Genomic DNA, 20,592 nt, shown 5'->3' on the forward strand with positions numbered 1-20,592 from the left:
GGAGCCGCTTACGCGGCCCGCTCTTCCCAGACTTTGACAAGTTCGACAATGGTGCGGGCGGAAATCTCCATGTCCTGCACACTCACCCATTCCAGCGGCGAGTGATAGGCGTGGCCGCCGGTATAGATATTGGGGCAGGGCAGGCCCATGAAGGAGAGGCGTGAGCCGTCCGTGCCGCCGCGAATGCTGGTGAGTTTCGGCGTCAACCCCACACGGCGCACGGCTTCGGAGAGATTGTCCACCACCTCCGGGTGCTGGTCGAGCACCATTTTCATGTTGCGATATTGTTCATGCACTTTGAAACTGTGGCTGGAGCCGGGATAGTCCTGCATCACACTTCGGGTGATCTCTTCGAGCAGCTTTTCCTTTTGGTGCAGGCCGTCCACCTCGAAATCGCGGATGATGAAGCCGATTTTCGCACCTTCCATTGCGCCGGTGATGCCGGTTGGATGAATGAAGCCCTGACGGCCTTCGGTGGTTTCCGGCGCCATGTCCTTTGGCAGACGGGCGATGATGGCGGAGGCGATGCGGATGGCGTTTTCCATCCGCCCCTTGGCCGTGCCGGGATGAATGGCGACACCGCTGATCTCGATATCCACCGCATCGGCGGAAAAGGTCTCGTTCTCGATCTCGCCCACCGTGCTGCCATCCAGCGTATAGCCGAAAGCAGCGCCCAGCTTTTTCAGATCGACCTTGTCGGCGCCGCGGCCGATTTCCTCATCCGTGGTGAAGAGGATTTTCACCGCACCGCGTTTGATCTCCGGATGGTCGAGCAGAAACTGTGCCGCCGTCATGATTTCGGCAATGCCCGCTTTGTCATCCGCGCCGAGAAGTGTGGTGCCGTCGGTGGTGACGATATCATGGCCGATCTGGTTTTTCAGTTCGGGATTGTCGCTGACGCGGATCACCTGATTTTGGTCGCCGGGCAGCACGATGTCGCCGCCCTGATAATTTTTCACCAGCTGCGGTTTGACATGGGTGCCGGTAAAATCCGGGGCCGTATCCATATGCGAGCAGAAGCAGATGACGGGAACCGTCTTGTCCGAGGTGGCGGGGATCGTTGCATAGACATTGCCATGCTCGTCGAGATGGGCATCGGCAAGACCCATGGCCTGCAATTCCTTTTCCAGCAGGCGGCCGAGGTCTTTCTGCTTTTCCGTGGACGGCTGGGCACCGGAGAGCGGGTTGGACTGGGTGTCGATCACCACATAGCGCAGAAAACGGTCAAGGATTGTATCGGTCATAATCTCATCCATCTCATAGGAAGAGTGATCTATAGACCGGTTTCCCGCCGCAGGGAATGCGGCGGGACGAGGGTTTATTTCGCTTCGATTTTGTTTCCCCGATCTTTCGTGGCCCAGAGCGAGCCGAGAATGCCGGCTGCCAGAATGCCAAGCGTGATGCCAAGTGACAGAAGCGGCGGGATTTTCGTCAGGCCCAGCATGTCGGCAATGAAAATCTTAGAGCCGATGAACACCAGAACCACAGCCAGTGCATATTTGAGATAGGCAAAGCGGTGGATAAGCGCCGAGAGGGCAAAATAGAGCGCGCGCAGCCCCAGAATGGCGAAGATGTTCGAGGTATAGACCAGATAGGGGTCGGTGGTGATGGCGAAGATCGCCGGGATCGAATCGACGGCAAACACCAGATCGACGAATTCCACCATGATCAGCGCCAGAAGCAGCGGCGTGATATAGGTCTTGACCCTGCCGGTCGTCTCATCGGCCTTGCGCACGACGAAATGGTCGCCCTCGAGCTTTTCCGTCACCGGCAGGTGACGGCGCACGAATTTAAGCACTGGATTGGTCGAGACATCATATTCCTTGTCGGCCGATAGCAGCATTTTGATGCCGGTAAACACCAGAAAGGCGGCGAAGATATAAAGCACCCAATGATAGCTTTCGACGATCGCCGCACCGCCGGCAATCATAATGCCGCGCAGGATGATGACGCCGAGAATGCCGAACAGCAGCACCCGGTGCTGATAGGCGCGCGGAATGGCGAAATAGCTGAAAATCATGGCAATGACGAAGATATTGTCCATTGCCAGGCTTTTTTCGATGACGAAGCCGGTCATATATTCAAGGGCGGCCTGACTGCCTGATAGCCACCAGATCCAGCCGCCAAAGGCGACGCCAAGGGTGATGTAGAAGGCGGAAAAGGCGAAGCTTTCGCCCATGCCGATCTCCTTGCTGTTTTTATGCAGCAGGCCAAGATCGAGAATGAGAAGAAAAGCAACGACGGCGAGAAAGAAAAGCCACATCCAGACGGGCTTGCCCAGAAAGTCGACCCAAAGAAATTCCATTATGCGGGATTCCCTGCCGGAAGGGTTTGGGATTGCAGCGACGACATCACGAAAGTCCGGCTCTCGCGTCAGAGGGGCCCGTCTCTGCATTGAAGCCAAGATAATCACGCAAACGTGAAGTTCAAGCGGGGCGGTTGACATTTTTCTGTCCAATGCGTAAAGACCCCGCCAACGCCGGGTGGAGACGCCCGGTGTATTCATGACATGTCCCGTGGCATCTCCGTTCTTTTGAATGTGGGAGCCTGTCAGGAGAGGCCGAGAGGCAATCCAGAGGAGGGCGTGTTTCCTCGACAAACTGGCCCTTTCGGGCCGCCAAGAACAAGAAGGAAATACGATGAGCAAGCGCGCTGCATCGAAGTATAAAATTGATCGCCGCATGGGCGAAAATATCTGGGGCCGTCCGAAGTCCCCGGTCAATCGCCGCGAATACGGCCCCGGCCAGCACGGCCAGCGCCGCAAGGGCAAGCTCTCCGACTTCGGCGTTCAGCTGCGCGCCAAGCAGAAGCTGAAGGGCTATTACGGCGATATCCGTGAAAAGCAGTTCCGCGCCACCTATGACGAAGCCAACCGCCGCAAGGGCGACACCGGCGAAAACCTGATCGGCCTGCTGGAATCGCGTCTGGACGCCATCGTCTACCGCGCCAAGTTCGTGCCGACCGTGTTTGCTGCCCGTCAGTTCGTCAACCACGGCCACGTGACCGTCAACGGCGTTCGCGTCAACATCGGTTCCTACCGTTGCAAGGCTGGCGACGTTATCGAAGTGCGTCAGAAGTCGAAGCAGCTCGTCACCGTGCTGGAATCGGTTCAGCTCGCAGAACGCGACGTTCCGGACTATATCGACGCTGACCACAACAAGATGGTTGCGACCTTCGTTCGCGTTCCCGGCCTCTCCGACGTTCCGTATCCGGTCGTCATGGAGCCGCAGCTGGTCGTCGAATTCTATTCACGCTGATTTTATTACGCTTTTGGAGAAGCCGCCCTATGGGCGGCTTTTTCTGTTTGCAGTGCAGCACATTCTGGTGAAAATAAGGAAGAACTGCGTCAGGATCGGGACATGAATCTGCAAGAGATCGTCGATGATATCGCCTCTGCGATGAAGCCCCGCCTGGGTGAAGGCAAGATTGCCGATTACATTCCGGAGCTGGCGCGCATCGATGCGAAGCAGTTTGGTCTGGCGGTGACAACCGTTGATGGTGAAACCTTCACGGCGGGTGATGCTTCTGTGCCGTTTTCGATCCAGAGCATTTCCAAGGTGTTCATGCTGACGCTGGCCCTTGGCAAGGCGGGCGAAAGCATCTGGTCGCGGGTGGGGCGGGAGCCTTCGGGGTCTGCCTTCAATTCGATCGTGCAGCTGGAGCATGAGCACGGGATACCGCGCAATCCCTTCATCAATGCGGGCGCCATCGTCATTACGGATATGGTGCTCGCGGGCCATGCACCGCGTGAGGCCATCGGTGAGTTTCTGCGCTTTATGCGCTATCTGGCCGATGATGACAGTATAACGATTGATGAAAAGGTTGCCCGTTCCGAGCAGAAAACCGGCTATCGCAATGTGGCGCTGGCCAATTTCATGCATGCCTTCGGCAATCTGCACCATGCCGCCGAACTCGTGCTCGGGGTTTATTTTCACCAATGCGCGCTGGCCATGAGTTGTGTGCAGCTCTCCCATGCGGGGCTTTATCTCGCCAATCGTGGAACCAATCCGCTGACCGGTTTTTCGGTGGTGTCGGAAAAGCGGGCGCGGCGCATCAATGCATTGATGCTCACCTGCGGCCATTATGACGGATCTGGCGATTTTGCCTATCGCGTCGGTCTGCCCGGTAAGAGCGGCGTCGGCGGTGGCATTCTGGCGATAGCGCCAGGCAAGGCTTCCATTGCAGTATGGTCGCCGGGACTGAACAAGGTGGGCAATTCCGCGCTCGGTTCCGAGGCGCTGGAAATGCTCACACAGCGCACGGGATGGTCGGTGTTCGGCCATTGATTGAATTGTGCTGCCGGTTTTAACCGGATCTGTGGATTTCGGTTGTATATATCTCCGCTCTTCAATCTGCGTGAGATGTTTGAAGATGACGGGTCAAGCCGGCGGCGGCCCAGTTCGGCAAGGAAAGGCGTCCGAGATGCGGGCGTGAGGCAGATGATGGACATGAAAACAACGGGAGCACGGCCCTGCATCGTCGCAGATGGCTATGGTCTGTCTCCGGGCGTTGATCAGGCGATCCGCACGCTGATTGCCGAAGGAAAAATTTGCGGTACAAGCTGCATGACGGTGTTTGACGATTGGCGTGACGAGGCGGAACTGCTTTTGCCGGTGGCGCAGGATCATGGCACCGCGCTTGGCCTGCATCTCACTTTGACCAACTTCAAGCCTTTGAGCGGGGTGAAACCTATGTGCAGCATGCGCCGCCGCATGGTGCAATCGCTGCTTGGCGGTATCGACAAGGGCAAGCTGCAACGGGAGCTGGATGCCCAGTTGAACGCCTTCATTGATGTGGTGGGACGCACACCGGATTATATCGACGGGTATCAGCATGTGCATTATTTTCCGGTTGTGCGGGAATGGCTGATTGCAAGGCGCGACCTTTTGATCAGCCCGCGCGGCCATGCGCCCTGGCTGCGTGGCGAGCCGGATGCGAATCTGGCGAACACCCTGTCTCAGCGACTATGCATCACGGCCATCAAACGCATGGCTGTTGGCTTCAATCGGCAAATGGCCGAAGCCGGTTATCAGGTGCGTGGTCCGTTGACCGGGTTTTACATGCGTCGCAATCCACAAGGCTTCGCCGCCACCTTGAAGCATATCATGCGCAATGCGCCCAAAAACGCGGTGATCATGTGCAAGCCGGGTCATGCCGATGCCGTTTTGCAATCCCGTGATCGGCAGATGAAGGCGCGTGAGGTTGAATTTGCCGAGCTGATGCGGCAATAAGCGCCAATCCTGTTTTCGCGAAAAGGCGCCGATCATGACTATCGCATTTTCCCCGCAGGGGAATGAGCATGCAGAGGCCAATCTGGATGATGGTCCAGATGACGGGCCGGACGAAGGATTTGCCAATCCGCTCTTTGCCCATGCGCCGAAAAGCGTCTCCTTCAACAAGCTGCGCAAACGGCTTTTGCGGCAGGTACGTCAGGCCATCGACGACTTTGCCATGCTGAAACAGCAGAAGCGCTGGCTGATCGGCCTTTCCGGCGGCAAGGACAGCTATGGGCTTCTGGCCATCCTGCTCGATCTGAAATGGCGCGGGCTGTTGCCGGTCGAACTGATCGCCTGCAATCTTGATCAAGGTCAGCCGAACTTTCCAAAACATGTGCTGCCGGACTATCTGACGTCCATCGGCGTTGCCCATCGCATCGAATATCGCGACACCTATTCGGTGGTGAAGGAGAAGTTGCCGGAAGGGGCAACCTATTGCTCACTCTGTTCACGGCTGCGGCGCGGCCATCTTTACCGGGTGGCGCGGGAAGAGGGCTGCGATGCGCTGGTGCTGGGCCATCACCGGGAAGATATTCTCGAAACCTTTTTCATGAATTTCTTCCATGGCGGGCGGCTGACGGCCATGCCGGCCAAGCTCCTGAACGATGAGGGCGATCTTTTCCTGCTGCGTCCGCTCGCCTATGCAGCCGAGGACGATCTGGCCAGATTCGCCACCGCCATGCAGTTTCCCATCATTCCCTGCGATCTCTGCGGTTCGCAGGATGGTTTGCAGCGCAATGCCATGAAGGAGATGCTGGCGGGCATCGAGGCGAAAATGCCGGGCCGCAAGGATGTGATGTTAAGAGCGCTCTCCCATGTGAACCCCTCGCATCTGCTCGATCCGAAACTCTTCGATTTTTCTGCCCTTTCTGTCACGCTGCCGTCACATGAAACGGGCAGCGAGGTGTGATCCGTTTCCTCTTCCTTCCAAGAAAGCCATTCCGTGTTTCACGACCGCGACCTTGAAACTGTCCTGACCATTGTCAAGGACGCTGCTGCCCTTGAAATTCGCCCACGGTTCCGCCGTCTGGCCGACAGCGCGATTACCGAGAAAAAATCCTCGATCGATCTGGTAACCGAGGCCGATCTTCTCTCGGAACAGCGGATGACCGAGGCGCTGAAGGCTCTTTGGCCAAAGGCACTCATCGTCGGTGAGGAGGCAACGGAAACCAATCCCGGTCTTCTGGATGCCCTGAAGGAAGCCGAGCTTGCCTTCGTCATCGATCCGGTGGACGGCACCTTCAATTTTCAGGCGGGCCTGCCGACCTATGGCACCAATATGGCTGTGGTGGTCAAGGGCGAGACAGTCGCAGGTATCATTCATGATTCGGTGCTCGGCGATACGCTGGTGGCGACCAAAGGGGCCGGGGCCAGAATGCTGCGCGCCGATGGCGTCTCGACGCCGATTGCCGTTGCCGGAGCGGTCGAGCTTTCCAGCATGGTCGGAACGATTTCGATCAATGATATCGTTTATGAGGAAAAAAAGCGGATCGCTGCCAATCTGGCGAAAACGAGAATGGCCTTTGCCTATAATTGCTCGGCCTATGAATATTGGCTGGTTGCCACCGGCAAGGTGCATTTCATCGGTCATTATAAACTCATGCCCTGGGATCATCTGGCGGGCGTGCTCATTCATCAGGAAGCGGGCGGCGTGACCGCGCGTTTCGATGGCAGTCCCTATAGGCCGGGGGATCTGACCGGCGGCATCCTGTCCGCACCCGATCGGGAGAGCTGGACCATGGTGCTGCAAAATATTGTTTTAGCTTGAGCCTTTCAAACGGAGGACCGTATGGCCGAGATCGATATTGCTGCCCTTGCCAATGTGTTGCAGGAGGCGGCGTACAAGGAAATCCTGCCGCGCTTTCGCAATCTCGGCGAAGGCGATGTGCGGATGAAGACCGAGGCCATCGATCTCGTCACCGAAGCAGACGAGGCGGCCGAGCGGCTGATTCGCGCCCGGATCGAGGAGGTCATGCCCGAGGCTGTTTTTATCGGCGAGGAGGCGGTGGCTGCCGATCCGGCGCTTTTGACCAGGCTTGCGGATGCGGACCTGGCTGTGGTGGTTGATCCGATCGACGGGACCTTTAACTTCGCCGCCGGTCTGCCGCTCTTTGGCGTGATGCTCAGTGTCATCCGTAAGGGCGAAACGGTGGCCGGGCTGATCTATGATCCGATGGGCAATGACTGGGCAATTGCCGAGCAGGGCTCTGGCGCATGGCTGTGCAGGCCGGATGGCAGTCAGGAGAAAATGGCGGTCGTGCCGGCACCGGACCTGTCGCAGATGGTCGGCATTGCCAATACCGGCTTTTTCGATCTGGAAACCCGGCGAAAAATTCTGGTCAATCTGGCTGAGGTGCGGATTTTCACCAGCTATCGCTGTGCTGCACATGAATACCGCGCCTTTGCTCAGGGACATCTGCATTTTGCCATGTACAACAAGCTGATGCCCTGGGATCATCTGGCCGGAACACTGATTTCCCAGGAGGCGGGCGCCTATGCCGCCCGTTTCGATGGCAGCCCTTATCTGCCGCGCCATGTGGATGGTGGCCTGCTGTTGGCACCGGATGAAGAGAGCTGGCAGGAATTGCGGCAGAAAATCTTCACGCTTTGATCGAGAGAGCTGTCGTGCAATGACGGCAAAACTGAAAACTACTGCATAATTCCTTAAATCGGGATCGATTTAAAGTGAAAATTATGCAGCAGATTAAAAGTGTTACAGCGCCGTGCGCCATATTTGGCGCACGGCGCTGTAGAGCATTGTCCCGAGAAAAGTGCTCCGCATTTCATCGGGACAATGCTTTACCAAATCAGCGCTCAATTTGTTCAGACGGGCGGATTATGTGGCTGAAACAACTGCCCCTTTTCCGCCAGAAGCACAAAACCAAGGCCGACAAGCGACAGCAGAAAATAGCCCAGAACCAGCGGCAATGATGTGCCATTGAAGGCCTGACCGATGATTGCGCCAATCAAAGACCCACCCAATGTCAGGATGAAGCCTTGCACGGAAGAGGCGGTTCCTGCCAATTGTCCGAGAGGCTCAATCGCCAGTGCCTGAAAATTCGCGCCAATCCATCCGAACAGGAACATGGTGACGGAAAAAAAGCTGATGAACATCATGAAGGGCATGGGCGCAGGCATGGTCAGTTCGGCGAAAAGCCATAGGCCCGTGCTTGCCATAAAGCCCAAGAGCGCGCCGTGAGAGAGGCGGCGCATGCCAATCCGCCCAACAAGCCTTGAATTGATAAAGGCCGACACAGACATGAAAATTGCTACAGCGGCAAAGGCAACCGGAAACAGATCGCCCAGATTATAAATACCGACATAGATGGCCTGTGCCGAATTGATAAAGCCAAACAAAGATCCGAAAATGAAGGTGCAGGCCAGCGTATAGCAAAGCGACAGGCGATTGGTCAGCACAAGTTTGAAACCATTGACAATAACGCTTGCAGTAAATTCGCGCTTGTTCACGGCATCCAGTGTTTCTGGCAGGCGTATATAGGTCCAAAGAGTAATGGCAAGTCCGCCAAAAGCGATGAACAGAAAAATAAGGTGCCATTCGCCAAAGGCGAGGATCAACTGCCCCGTCCCAGGCGCGATAACCGGCACCACCATGAACACCATCATGATCAGTGACATGACCTCGGCCATTTCGCGCCCGTTATAAAGATCGCGCACGATGGAAACCGTGATCACACGCGTTGCAGCAGCGCCAAGACCATGAATGAAACGCAGCAGAAGCAGACCTGCAAAGCTGGGAACCTGGGTAATCGCCAAGGCGGCAATCACATAAAGCGCCATACCGAAAAGCAAGGGATTACGCCGACCGAAACGGTCGGAGATTGGGCCATAGAACAATTGCCCGACACCGAAGCCGATAAGATAAGAAGTGACGATGAACTGGGAGTGATTGATATCGCTGACATGGAGAGCCTTGCCGATATCGCCAAGCGCCGGCAGCATCACGTCGATCGCCAGCGAGTTCAAGGCCATCATCAGGGCGCAGAGCGCGACAAATTCCAGCTTTCCAAGCCGGTGGCGCGCTGCCGTTGCCGGGAGTGGGGGGGATGCCATTGAATACAGTCCTGTTGCATAATTTGGTGGAAAGCGCGTGATCATCATCAGGATATCATTCGCGCTTTTGCATAATGTCATCCGTCCGGGTTTCATCCCGATCGAATTATGCTCCAATGTGGTTCTGTCTGATGTGAAAGTCTCGCATCGCATGGAGACGCCAATTTGTCTCTATAACAGTTTTGCTTGCAGGCAAATGACAATCGGGCCAGCATGACCTGTTAGCGCTAACTTTTTGTCAATGAAAAGTATGCGGGAAAATGCTGTGTGGCCGGAAACCGGTCTTCTGTATCGCCAAACTGCCATGGCCCGATAACCATTGATCAGGCAGGCTGGAAAATGATTTATGCGGTTTTCCATCTGGGAATGCCTGCAAACAAAACGCCGTGCACTATGTTGCACGGCGCGTATCCAGCGTCACGGCGCATCCTGAAAAGGAGTGCCGCACTTCGTCCTTAGAGCATTTTACTGTTTCACGGAAAAAGTGAAATGCTCTCACTCTTTGTTTTTCCGCATTTGCGGACGGAAAACCGTTTCACACTTTTCTCGGGATACTGCTCTAGGCGGCACCGCGAACGGCAATGCCCTTTTCTTCGAAATGGCCCTGAAGTTCGCCGGCCTGGAACATTTCCCGCACGATATCGCAGCCGCCGATAAACTCACCCTTGACATATAGTTGAGGAATGGTCGGCCAGTTTGAATAATCCTTGATGCCCTGACGGATTTCCTGATCGGCCAGAACATTGATGCCTTTATAGGTCACGCCAAGATAATCAAGCATCTGCACGACCTGACCGGAAAAGCCGCATTGCGGAAACTGTGGCGTGCCTTTCATGAACAGCACCACGTCATTGCTTTTCACTTCATTGTCGATGAATTCTTGTACACCGCTCATGGATCAATCCTTTCACATGCGGGGCAAGACCGCACTTGCTCGATGGTCTATATAGGCGCTTTTGCCGTCAGATGCAAAACCGGCAGAGGAATTTCTCATGACCGCAGCTGGTGTATCCTGCTGCCAGTCTTCCCGCCCAGGACACCCGTATGTCGATTAAGCTCAGCCGCGATTGCGGGTCACGCGCCGCGCCTGACGGGCGGCCTTGCTGCGGTGCACCGCCCGAGTGACAGGTTTTGCGGGCTGTTCGGATGATTCTGCGCGTTTGCGTCGGGTTTCCTGGTATTGTCGCCGCTCCTTGAATTCCGACTTTATGGAGTTCAACAATGAGGAGAGGAAAGATGTAATCGGGTTCGCCATGGCGATCCTGTCCAATCAGGTTTCGGGAATGGAGGTTTGCAAGGCAAGTGCATGCAGCACGCCGCCCATATTGCCTTTCAAGGCGTCGTAAACCATCTGATGCTGCTGCACGCGGGTCTTGCCACGAAAGGCTTCGGCCACCACTTCGGCAGCATAATGGTCGCCATCACCCGCCAGATCGCGGATCGTGACTTTTGCACCGGGAATGCCGGTCTTGATCAGGTCTTCAATGTCGCCGGGGTTCATGGCCATGATTGTGCTCCCAGATTATTCGGCGGCAAGGCTTGCTGCCTTGCCATCCATGAAATCAGGGAACCATGATTCATGCGCCTTGCGCAATTCGTCAACGGCAATTGTGCACACATCGGCAATTGCCAGATGATCACCCTGCACCTTACCAAGACGGCGGAAGGGAATGCCGGCACCTTCCGCATTGGCGGTGATGAAATTGGCAAGGTCGGTGGGAACGGTGATCACATAGCGCGCCTGATCCTCGCCAAACAGCAGGCCATGCATCAGGCCGCGGCTGTCGGAGAGATCGATTTCCATGCCCTTGTTCGAGGCGATCGCCATTTCGGCGAGCGCCAGCGCCAGGCCGCCTGAAGAAATATCATGCGCAGCCGTGACCTGTCCGTTGCGGATGGCGGAACGGATGAAATCACCATTGCGACGTTCAGCATAAAGATCGACCTCGGGCGCCGGTCCATCTGTGCGACCGAGAATGTCGCGCAGATAGATGGAGCTGCCGAGATGGCTGCCATCGACACCGATCAAAAGCACCGCATCGCCTTCATTGGCGGTGCCAATTTTCGCCATGCGGCTCCAGTCCGGCAAAAGGCCGACCCCGGCAATGGTCGGCGTCGGCAGGATGGCCACACCATTGGTCTCGTTATAGAGCGAGACATTGCCCGATACGATGGGGAAATCCAGCGCCCGGCAGGCCTCGCCGATGCCTTTGATCGCGCCGACGAACTGGCCCATGATCTCCGGCTTTTCCGGATTGCCGAAATTGAGATTGTCGGTGGAGGCAAGCGGTTCGGCCCCGGTTGCGGTGATGTTGCGCCAGCATTCGGCAACGGCCTGCTTGCCGCCTTCGTAAGGGTCGGCCTCGACATAGCGCGGCGTCACATCGGAGGAAAAGGCGAGCGCCTTGGTGGCATGGCCTTCAACACGGACCACACCGGCATCGCCGCCGGGAAGCTGCAAGGAATTGCCCTGGATCAGCGTGTCATATTGCTCATAAACCCAACGGCGGCTCGACTGGTTGGCCGAACCCACCAGCGTCAGGATGGTCGCACCGTAATCGGCAGGCTCTTCCACCATATGGGCGGGCAGCGGCGCGCGCTTGTCGGCCTCGCGCCAGGGCCGGTCATATTCCGGGGCCTGATCGCCGAGATCCTTGATCGGCAGATTGGCCACTTCCTCGCCCTGATGCAGGATGCGGAAACGCAGATCATCGGTGGTCTTGCCGACAATGGCGAAATCCAGACCCCATTTGATGAAGATCGCCTTGGCTTGCGCCTCTTTCTCCGGCTGCAGCACCATCAGCATGCGCTCCTGGCTTTCGGAGAGCATCATTTCATAGGCCGTCATATTGTCTTCGCGCACCGGCACCTTGTCGAGATCGAGCTCGATGCCGAGATCACCTTTCGCGCCCATTTCGACGGCAGAGCAGGTGAGGCCGGCCGCACCCATGTCCTGAATGGCGATGACCGCGCCGGTCGCCATCAGTTCGAGACAGGCTTCCAGCAGGCATTTTTCGGTGAAGGGGTCGCCGACCTGCACGGTCGGGCGCTTTTCCTCGATGGATTCATCAAATTCGGCAGAGGCCATGGTGGCGCCGCCCACGCCGTCGCGACCGGTTTTGGCGCCGAGATAAACCACCGGCAGGCCCACACCTTCGGCCTTGGAGTAGAAGATCGCATCGCTTTTCGCCAGACCAGCGGCAAAGGCGTTGACGAGAATATTGCCGTTATAGCGCTCGTCGAATTCCACTTCGCCACCAACCGTCGGCACGCCGAAGGAATTGCCATAGCCACCGACACCGGCGACGACGCCTGCCACGAGATGTTTTGTCTTGGGGTGATCCGGCGCGCCGAAGCGCAGCGCATTCATCGCCGCAACCGGCCTTGCACCCATGGTGAAGACGTCGCGCAGAATGCCGCCCACCCCGGTTGCCGCGCCCTGATAGGGTTCGATGTAGGAGGGGTGGTTGTGGCTTTCCATCTTGAAGACGACACAGTCGCCATCGTCGATATCGACGACGCCGGCATTTTCACCCGGTCCCTGAATGACGCGGGGACCCTGCGTCGGCAGGGTTCGCAGCCACTTCTTCGAGGATTTATAAGAGCAATGCTCGTTCCACATGGCGGAAAAAATACCGAGTTCGGTAAAGGTCGGTTCCCGCCCGATCAGTTGCAGGATCCGATCATATTCCTCCGGCTTCAGCCCATGCGAGGCGATCAGGTCCGGGGTGATCTGGATGGCGTTCGGGATCGTCATGATGTTCTCTTCGTCCGGCGTGGAATTTTGACGCCCTTTTACCCCAGTCGATCCCGTCGCGCGACTTAAAAATGCAGGATTTCCAAGGTTGCAGTGGCATAAATGCAGGGTGTCATTGCACGGAGAGCGATAATCTCCTTGGGGATAGGCAATTTCTTTTCACATTTTTGCCCTGCCATGCGCTAAACTTGGTCATAACCACGCCCCATGCCTAAACACTGAAGACAGGTGCCCCTGTGATCGATCCCTATTCCATGCTCGGACTGGAGCGCGACGCTGACGATGTGGCCATCAAGGCTGCCTATCGCCGCAAGGTCAAGACCTCCCATCCCGACACGGGCGGCGATCCGGATGAATTCGGCAAGCTGAACACCTCCTATGAATTGTTAAAAGACCCGGTGCGCCGCAAGGTCTATGACGATACGGGCTATGATCCGCAACTGGCCGATGTCGCCGATCTCAAGGGCCTGATGGTACTCGAAACCCTGGTCAACGACATGATCCTGGATGAGCGCGAACCGGGAAGCTTCGACCCGGTAGCAGCGCTCAGACGCAAGCTCACCGACGATATTCTCAAAGCCCGCTTTCATATTCTCGAACTGGAGCGCCACCGCACCCGCATCCGCAAACATGTCGACCGTATTGGCAGGCGGCCTGACACCGATGTACTGGGATCCATGTTGCGGGCACGCACCCAATCGATCGCCGATGCCATCAAGTCGGCCGAAACCCAGATCGAAGCCATCGAACGCGCCTATTCCATGCTGGAAGGTTATACGTATGAGCTGGAACCGCTGAATGAGGCGCTGGCCGATCCGGTGCCGGACCTGCCGAAGGCGGCGGAATAGAGCATCGGCCGAAAAGTGGGGACCGGTTTTCGGAAACAACCGATGCGGAAACAAAATCTTAGGGCATCGTGCCGATTCCGATTTTCGGCACGATGCCCTAGAGGACAGGTATGCTTCTCCGGCGACTGTGATCGCCTGACGAGCCTCAACCGGCTTCAAACAGCAGTTTCAGATCGTCTTCGGTCATGGCCTCCGCCGGCTGGCCTTCCGGATCGAACAGGCTTGCCGCCAGCTCTGCCTTGCGGCTTTTCAGCGCCTCGATCTTTTCCTCGATCGTGCCGGTCATCACCAGCTTGTGGACGAAGACCGGTTTGTCCTGACCGATGCGATGCGCCCGGTCGATGGCCTGATTTTCCACCGCCGGGTTCCACCACGGATCGTAGAGAATGACCGTGTCGGCAGCGGTGAGGTTGAGCCCAGTGCCGCCGGCTTTCAGACTGATGAGAAAGAGCGGGATTTTTCCATCCTGAAAGGTCTTGACCTGGCTTGCCCGGTCTTTTGTCTCGCCGGTCAGCAGGCAATAGGCGGTGCCTTGCTTGTCCAGACGGGCGCGGATGAGGTCGAGCATCGAGGTGAATTGCGAAAACAGCAGGATCCTGCGGCCCTCGGCCAGCAATTCTTCCAGCATGTCCATCAGTCGGTCCAGCTTGGCCGAGCCTGCTTTTTCGGCCGACTTGCCGGATAGCTTGAGAAGGCGCGGATCGCAGGCCACCTGTCGCAGTTTCAGCAGTGCATCGAGAATAATGATTTTTGACCGCGCCATGCCCTTGTCGGCCAGCGCCTGATAGACCTTTTCATGCATGGCCAGCCGGATCGATTCGTAAATTTCCCGCTGCTGGCGATCCATGTCGATCCGCTCGATGATTTCGGTTTTCGCCGGCAGGTCGCTTGCCACCTCATCCTTGCGGCGTCTGAGCATGAAGGGCCTGACCCGCTTCGAGAGTCTTTCGGCGGCGGTCCGGTCGCCATGTTTTTCAATCGGTGCGCGCCACTGCTTGCTGAACGTCTTGCTGTCGCCGAGAAAGCCGGGCGCGATGAAGTGAAACAGCGACCATAATTCGCCGAGATGGTTTTCCAGCGGCGTTCCCGTCAGGCAAAAGCGATGGCGCGCCGTCATCGCATGGATCAGCTTTGTCGTCGCCGCATTCGGGTTCTTGATCGTCTGGGCCTCGTCCAGAATGAGAAACTGCCACTCCCTTTCACGCAAAACCTCATGGTCGCGGGCAATCAGCGGATAGGTGGTGAGCACCAGATCGGCCTCGTCGATCTGGTCGAACATCTCCTTGCGGTTGTTGCCGTGCAGGACGAGAACGCGAAGATCGGGGGCAAAACGCTCCGCCTCGCGCTGCCAGTTGACCATCAGCGAGGTCGGCGCAATAACCAGCGCAGGTGAGGAGAGCCGGTCGCCCGCCTTTTCCAACGCCAGGAGAGCCAGCGTCTGGATCGTCTTGCCAAGCCCCATATCGTCGGCCAGAATCCCGCCGAGACCGGCGGAGCGGAGAAAATCCATCCAGGCCACGCCGCGCATCTGATAGGGCCGGAGCGTCGCGTTGAAACTGGCGGGCAAGGTCACATCCTGAATGGTTCCCTGTTCTCGCAGCCTTGCGCCAAGAGCACGAACCTTGTCGCCGCCCTGCCAGATTGCGCCGTCTTTGCTGGCCTCGCTTTCAAGCTTTGCCAGGGTGCTGGCGTCGAGCGCCGAAAACCGCAGCTTGCCGGAGGCGGGCTTGCCGGTCAGGCCGGAGAGCAGTTGCGCCAGCGTCTCGACATAGGGCTTCAGCCGTGCAGCAGGAAGCGACAGGAATCGGCGCTCGTCAAGACGCAGATGGATGACGGCATCCTCCTCGCTCAATCTGGTAAGGTCGGCGATAAAGTGCTGATAATTCTGGATGGTGTTGACTAGAATATCGATGAGATCGATGCGCTCGCCATCAATCAGCACGCCAATATCGAGCTCGAACCAGTCGATGCCGTTCGATTCGGTGATCTGCGTGACAAAATCGCCATTGCTGCGCATCAGCTCGATGGGAAAATCCGGCGCGATCTCGATTCGCCAGCCGTCATTGCGCAGCGTGTCGAGATCGGCACACAGAAAACGGCACCAGTCGGACAGGCTTCCCAGTCCGAGCGCCTGTTTCTGCTCCGGCCCGCTCAAAGCATAAAGCGCTGGAAAGACCTCGAAGTCGTATTCTGCCAGTTGTTTCAACCGGGCTTTTTCGGCCTTTCTGTCTCGACGGATCTCGACCGGAGTCTGGTCGTCGAAGCGGATCAGCGAATTGCCGGTTTCATTTGTTCCAATGTCATGCGCCCCATAGGCAAAAGACACATCGGCTCGGCCAACCGTGATCTTGGGCAGGTTTCCATGATAAAAAGAGGTGCGAATACCCTCCAACCACTCCGGATCGACAACCTGATCGCCTCTCAGGCGCAGGATGGGAACGGGCTTTTCCCGGATGATCCTTGTTTCCTGTAAGGTCGGCGGTGCAAGACTGGCAAGAATGCCGGATTTGGCACCAAGATGCGCTTTTACCAGCGGAACCTGTTCGATTGCGATGGATGGTGCGTTTAGCAGCTCCCAGACCAGTTTCGACGAAAGACCGGTGTCGATAGCGCCAGCTTCACCCGTCAAGGCATCGATATAAAGCGGGGGCTGGGCAGTCAGGCACAGGGCCTGTTTCGGCTCTTTCTGTAGGCGCACGTGTGGCTTGAGCCTGCCATTGGCTGTCGGCTGCCAGTCTATGGCGCCGGAGCGTGCTTCGCCCGTCTTAAGAACGGGGCCGTCGAGCGACTGCCAGCGGGCACGTCCTGTCGAGAGAATTTTCTCCAGAATCTCAGCGCCTGTTGTCGTGCACAGCGCCGTCGAGCCTTTCCGGGCGGGATAGGGCGAGGCGCCATAAACCAGTTTCAAAATCGCAAGATCGATATCGAGCAGATATTTCGGCGGATTTGTGGATGTACACGTCTTCGGATCGACCTCGGAGACGGTGGTGGAAAAGCTGCCGTCTTTGAGAATGCGCACAGAGAGAAAGCGCAGAACCGGCACGGCGATTGTTGTTGCAGGGCGGCGGATCGTCTCCTGATCGAAAATGTAATAAAGCCTCTGGCCGATATCGCTGTCATAGTCGGTTCTCAGCGTGCGGCTTGCCTTTTCCAGAGCGTTCAGCCAGTCGGCTATCGCGGGATCCATGGTGATTGTTTCGTTTGAAGCCGCGGTGGTTCGTTTAAGGTTGGCACCATCCGGGCGGGGCGGGGCGTCATGCAGCAAATCGCGCGCCTTCGCTGTGAGCACGGCGGCTGCCACATGCTTGCAGTTGAAACCAATAGGGCAGGTGCACTCTCCTTGGATGGAAGCCCTGCCATTCTTGTCGGTCACGATGCTGCAGGTCTGTGTATAGGGTTTTCTTTCCGATCCCTGGACGCTTGCTTTGAAACTGTTTGCACCGGTTCTGTTGATGGACGTGACCTTGCCGCTGCGATGATAGGCCAGTCCACGATCGAAATAGGATTTGCCCATGGAGCGGATAATGTCGGAATCGGACAGGCGCATTGTCTTTATCACTCACGCATCATGACCAGATCACGATATCAAGCTATCGTGATTTTATATAACAGGGATATCCCGCTGCTAAACTTTAGCGCATGTCGCATTTAATCGCTCTCAATGAAGCGATGAAATTAATTTTTATAAAACATAGGTTTAAAATAATCTCAAAAAATTGTTCAGCTGCAGCGGGCTTTGGTGAAACAGCATGGCAACCCGTTGACGGTCATTCTAGAGCAACGGCCAAAAAGTGGGAACCGATTTTCCGTCTGGAAATGCGGAAAAACAAAGAGTTAGAGCATTTCCAGGAAAGTTGTGAAATGATTTTCCTGGAATTGCTCTGACGATGTTGGAGACAGGGTGCGCGCAATTTATGCAACGTGTCATGCAGCGAGTTTGACATATGATGTCAGCCGTTTCGCACATGGGCGAATGACATCATTCGATCGTCAGGCGATGACGCCGAACGCCTGATAATTTGGTTCTCTGCTTTGGCCATCGAAATTTGCGAAAACCTCGCGACTATCGTTTTGTCAGATGCTTTATTCGTGGCCGGCGGTGATTTTGATTGTCTTGAATTCAACCTCTACAGTTTCGGCATAGCGTTTGCCATTGACCTTGTCGTGACGCGGAAAGGCAGGAGCTGCAATTTTCACCTTCAAATCGTAAAGGCCGCTGCCTCCAGGCAGGCTGAGGTCCTTTCCATAATGGTAAAGTCCCGGATGCCATAGGAACTCGGGCTTGAAAGACAAGACGTCCTTTCCGCCCTGCGAGAGTGTGCATTCAATATCGAGAAAGGGAATGAAGCGATTGTCGGTCGCATCCGCAACGGCGATTTCCATATGACAGTTCATGTCTGCGCTGGCCTCGACCCATTCCAGCTTGCCGCCCTTGAGGTGATACATGCCTTCTGCGCGTTCCTGAGCAAAGGCGACAATATAATCGCCGGCACGCTGCTTGGCACCCGTATCCGCGACCTTGGTGGCCATATAGTCGAGAGATGCGATATATTGGCTGCCTTCTGCTGCTGCCATGAGAAGCTGGTTCTTGTCGGCTTCGTCACTGGCTCTGGCGGGCGGCTGATGAGCGGCAACGGAGGTGGTTTTCTGCATCGCTTGATATCTCCCTGTGTGATGATGGTCCCTACCTTTCTCTAATGGTGTGTGAGCACCATTGTTCCGAAAAGACCGGAACGGAACGATGACGTGGGCGGATGTGAGCGCATGGCGACACAAGAATACTGAAAGCACAGTGATGATGGCGGATAAGCCGAAACGTGCTTGGAAAACGTGGGATCATTTTTGTCAGAAAAATGTGATGTTATCGGGAACATTTTTCACCTTTGCGCCATTTTCAGGTCAAATTTGCCATGATGGCGGTGTCCATTCATCATCCAGGTGTTTTGGAATTCCTTCTAAGATTATGATTTAAAAAGAAATAATCCTTTCTCTGGTTTCTGTTGCGATTAACGGCTATATGAAGCCCGTGACGATTTCAGATCAGGCAAGGAAAATGGAGGTCTCAGGGCATGGGGCATTACGACATTCATCAGCTGCTTGATGACAATGACGATACTGTTGGCGGTCGAATGGCGGCGGCCCGCGATATAGCCGGTTATGATATGCGAAAACTGGCGGCTCTGACCGGAATATCCGTCGAAACTCTGCGCATTTATGAAGCGGACCGCGCGGAGCTTCCCGAGCGCCATGTCAAGGAACTGGCAAAAGTGCTCAAGGTCGATGCTCGATGGTTGATGAGCGGGCGGGGCACTGGACCCTGTGATGACGATAACCACTCTCCACAGGTGCGCGCCATGCGCGGTGAGTTGGAATCCCTGATGCGGCTGCATGAGGAAACGGGTAAGCGGATCGCCATGCTGCACCGCCGCCTGAACGACATGGAGTTGCGGGCCTTTCGCTAGCGAATTTCCGGACGGAAAACCCCTCAGGTTTTCGGAGAGATGCATCAACATAACGGCTTGGAGCGGCCTTCTCATTCTGTGAGAACGACGCTTCAGGCTGTGTGTTGCGTTATCGTCATCCGGTGGTGGCTGTCGGGCCAAAGACCTGCTCGAAGGCTTGGCGCAGCACGATATCGACATCGGCCATGGTGACCGGCAGACCGAGATCGACAAGACTGGTAACGCCGTAGGCGGAAATTCCGCAAGGGACGATGCCGCCGTAATGGGAAAGGTCCGGTTCGACATTGAGGGAGAGACCGTGGAAGCTGACCCAGCGGCGCAGGCGAATCCCGAGTGCTGCAATCTTGTCTTCGGCCATTGTGCCATCCGGCAATAACGGCTTTTCCGGGCGGCGTACCCAGACGCCAACGCGGTCTTCCCGGCGCTCGCCGCGCACATTCATCATGTCGAGCGTGCGGATCACCACTTCTTCCAGGGCCGCCACATAGGCTCGCACATCCTGACGCCGCCGTTTGAGATCAAGCATAACATAGGCGACCCGTTGTCCTGGGCCATGATAGGTATATTCGCCCCCGCGCCCGGTGGCGAAAACAGGAAAGCGCTGCGTGTCGATCAGATCCTTCGGATCGGCGCTGGTACCGGCGGTGTAAAGTGGCGGGTGTTCCAGCAGCCAGACCAGCTCGTCGGCCCGCCCATCGGCAATGGCGGCGACCCGCTCTTCCATGGCGGCGAGCGCATCCTCATAGGCAACAAGCCCCTCGGAGATTTTCCACTCGACCGGCGGTGAACCGGGGTGGGCCAGCATCTCCGGGTTCAGATCGGTGCGCAGCATGGTATTCGTCCTTGGATTGGTCGTCTTGGAACATCAGACCGGAAGCCCACGTCCTCTGGCCTGCTGTTTTTTCATGGGCTTGCGTCCTGACAGGAAATGCACAAAGCTTCAAGACCATTTTACGACAGATTTTCAACAGCCATATAAGTGCCTTAGACGGTTTATGCAAAAAACTTGGCTGGCGCTCTTGTGCCGGGGTAAGCCATTTGCTAGATGCTCCTCGCCGACACAAATCGGCACCTACCACGATGCGGTCGTGGCGGAATTGGTAGACGCGCAGCGTTGAGGTCGCTGTGGGGCAACCCGTGGAAGTTCGAGTCTTCTCGACCGCACCAATTAACCCGGC

Annotated in this window: 19 protein-coding genes and 1 tRNA gene; 11 read left to right on the forward strand and 9 right to left on the reverse strand. The window is 56.5% G+C overall.

What is annotated here, in order from left to right; genetic code table 11:
• Positions 1-8 precede the first annotated feature (8 nt).
• Positions 9-1,244, reverse strand: coding sequence for a peptidase T (pepT, locus tag NAC44_RS07935; RefSeq protein ID WP_250939852.1), 1,236 nt, complete (start codon positions 1,242-1,244; stop codon positions 9-11).
• Between the two features lie 74 nt (positions 1,245-1,318).
• Positions 1,319-2,305, reverse strand: coding sequence for a TerC family protein (locus NAC44_RS07940; protein ID WP_250939854.1), 987 nt, complete (start codon positions 2,303-2,305; stop codon positions 1,319-1,321).
• Between the two features lie 334 nt (positions 2,306-2,639).
• Between NAC44_RS07940 and rpsD the strand changes: the two genes are divergently transcribed.
• The 6 genes from rpsD to NAC44_RS07970 all read left to right on the forward strand — a co-directional run bounded on the left by rpsD (position 2,640) and on the right by NAC44_RS07970 (position 7,887).
• Positions 2,640-3,257, forward strand: coding sequence for a 30S ribosomal protein S4 (gene rpsD / locus NAC44_RS07945; RefSeq protein WP_250939856.1), 618 nt, complete (start codon positions 2,640-2,642; stop codon positions 3,255-3,257).
• 102 nt (positions 3,258-3,359) lie between these two features.
• Complete coding sequence (locus NAC44_RS07950) at positions 3,360-4,286, forward strand: glutaminase (protein WP_250939858.1); 927 nt, start codon at positions 3,360-3,362, stop codon at positions 4,284-4,286.
• A gap of 162 nt (positions 4,287-4,448) precedes the next feature.
• Positions 4,449-5,231, forward strand: a complete 783-nt coding sequence (locus tag NAC44_RS07955; protein ID WP_250939859.1) for a ChbG/HpnK family deacetylase — start codon at positions 4,449-4,451, stop codon at positions 5,229-5,231.
• Positions 5,232-5,265: 34 nt separating this feature from the next.
• Entirely contained in the window at positions 5,266-6,186 is a 921-nt protein-coding gene (gene ttcA, locus NAC44_RS07960; RefSeq protein ID WP_250939860.1) for a tRNA 2-thiocytidine(32) synthetase TtcA, read from the forward strand.
• Between the two features lie 33 nt (positions 6,187-6,219).
• Positions 6,220-7,044 (forward strand): inositol monophosphatase family protein, encoded by an 825-nt coding sequence (locus tag NAC44_RS07965; protein WP_250939861.1) that lies wholly within the window; start codon positions 6,220-6,222, stop codon positions 7,042-7,044.
• A 21-nt stretch (positions 7,045-7,065) separates the two neighbouring features.
• The gene (locus NAC44_RS07970; protein WP_250939862.1) at positions 7,066-7,887 is read left to right on the forward strand and encodes an inositol monophosphatase family protein; all 822 of its coding nucleotides are present in this window, start codon (positions 7,066-7,068) and stop codon (positions 7,885-7,887) included.
• 212 nt (positions 7,888-8,099) lie between these two features.
• Here NAC44_RS07970 and NAC44_RS07975 read toward each other — a convergent pair whose 3' ends face one another.
• The 4 genes from NAC44_RS07975 to purL form a co-directional block, all read right to left on the reverse strand.
• Positions 8,100-9,347, reverse strand: coding sequence for a multidrug effflux MFS transporter (locus NAC44_RS07975; protein WP_250939863.1), 1,248 nt, complete (start codon positions 9,345-9,347; stop codon positions 8,100-8,102).
• Positions 9,348-9,906: 559 nt separating this feature from the next.
• Complete coding sequence (gene grxD / locus NAC44_RS07980) at positions 9,907-10,242, reverse strand: Grx4 family monothiol glutaredoxin (RefSeq protein WP_250939864.1); 336 nt, start codon at positions 10,240-10,242, stop codon at positions 9,907-9,909.
• Between the two features lie 375 nt (positions 10,243-10,617).
• Complete coding sequence (locus tag NAC44_RS07985; RefSeq protein WP_250939865.1) at positions 10,618-10,854, reverse strand: BolA/IbaG family iron-sulfur metabolism protein; 237 nt, start codon at positions 10,852-10,854, stop codon at positions 10,618-10,620.
• Positions 10,855-10,869: 15 nt separating this feature from the next.
• Positions 10,870-13,104, reverse strand: coding sequence for a phosphoribosylformylglycinamidine synthase subunit PurL (purL, locus tag NAC44_RS07990; protein ID WP_250939866.1), 2,235 nt, complete (start codon positions 13,102-13,104; stop codon positions 10,870-10,872).
• Positions 13,105-13,358: 254 nt separating this feature from the next.
• Here purL and NAC44_RS07995 point away from each other — a divergent pair, with 254 nt between their 5' ends.
• Positions 13,359-13,952: a J domain-containing protein gene (locus NAC44_RS07995; protein ID WP_250939926.1), complete on the forward strand. Its 594-nt coding sequence runs from the start codon at positions 13,359-13,361 to the stop codon at positions 13,950-13,952.
• 145 nt (positions 13,953-14,097) lie between these two features.
• Here the strand turns inward: NAC44_RS07995 and NAC44_RS08000 are convergent, their stop codons facing one another.
• Positions 14,098-17,499: a DEAD/DEAH box helicase gene (locus tag NAC44_RS08000; protein ID WP_250939867.1), complete on the reverse strand. Its 3,402-nt coding sequence runs from the start codon at positions 17,497-17,499 to the stop codon at positions 14,098-14,100.
• A 92-nt stretch (positions 17,500-17,591) separates the two neighbouring features.
• On the opposite strand from NAC44_RS08000, the gene NAC44_RS08005 reads away from it, so the two are divergent.
• Positions 17,592-17,837 (forward strand): hypothetical protein, encoded by a 246-nt coding sequence (locus NAC44_RS08005; RefSeq protein ID WP_250939868.1) that lies wholly within the window; start codon positions 17,592-17,594, stop codon positions 17,835-17,837.
• Between the two features lie 198 nt (positions 17,838-18,035).
• Here NAC44_RS08005 and NAC44_RS08010 read toward each other — a convergent pair whose 3' ends face one another.
• Positions 18,036-18,605, reverse strand: a complete 570-nt coding sequence (locus NAC44_RS08010; RefSeq protein ID WP_250939869.1) for a hypothetical protein — start codon at positions 18,603-18,605, stop codon at positions 18,036-18,038.
• Positions 18,606-18,693: 88 nt separating this feature from the next.
• Between NAC44_RS08010 and NAC44_RS08015 the strand changes: the two genes are divergently transcribed.
• Together NAC44_RS08015 and NAC44_RS08020 are read left to right on the forward strand one after the other, a co-directional pair.
• Entirely contained in the window at positions 18,694-18,924 is a 231-nt protein-coding gene (locus tag NAC44_RS08015) for a hypothetical protein (RefSeq protein WP_250939870.1), read from the forward strand.
• A 97-nt stretch (positions 18,925-19,021) separates the two neighbouring features.
• Complete coding sequence (locus tag NAC44_RS08020; protein WP_250939871.1) at positions 19,022-19,414, forward strand: helix-turn-helix domain-containing protein; 393 nt, start codon at positions 19,022-19,024, stop codon at positions 19,412-19,414.
• Positions 19,415-19,529: 115 nt separating this feature from the next.
• On the opposite strand, the gene lipB is transcribed toward NAC44_RS08020, so the two are convergent.
• On the reverse strand, positions 19,530-20,246 hold the full coding sequence (gene lipB, locus NAC44_RS08025; RefSeq protein ID WP_250939872.1) for a lipoyl(octanoyl) transferase LipB: 717 nt from the start codon (positions 20,244-20,246) through the stop codon (positions 19,530-19,532).
• A gap of 250 nt (positions 20,247-20,496) precedes the next feature.
• On the opposite strand from lipB, the gene NAC44_RS08030 reads away from it, so the two are divergent.
• Positions 20,497-20,581 (forward strand) — tRNA-Leu (locus NAC44_RS08030).
• The last annotated feature ends 11 nt before the right edge of the window (positions 20,582-20,592 follow it).

This window comes from Allorhizobium sonneratiae (assembly GCF_023700755.1).
Lineage (GTDB): Bacteria > Pseudomonadota > Alphaproteobacteria > Rhizobiales > Rhizobiaceae > Allorhizobium > Allorhizobium sonneratiae.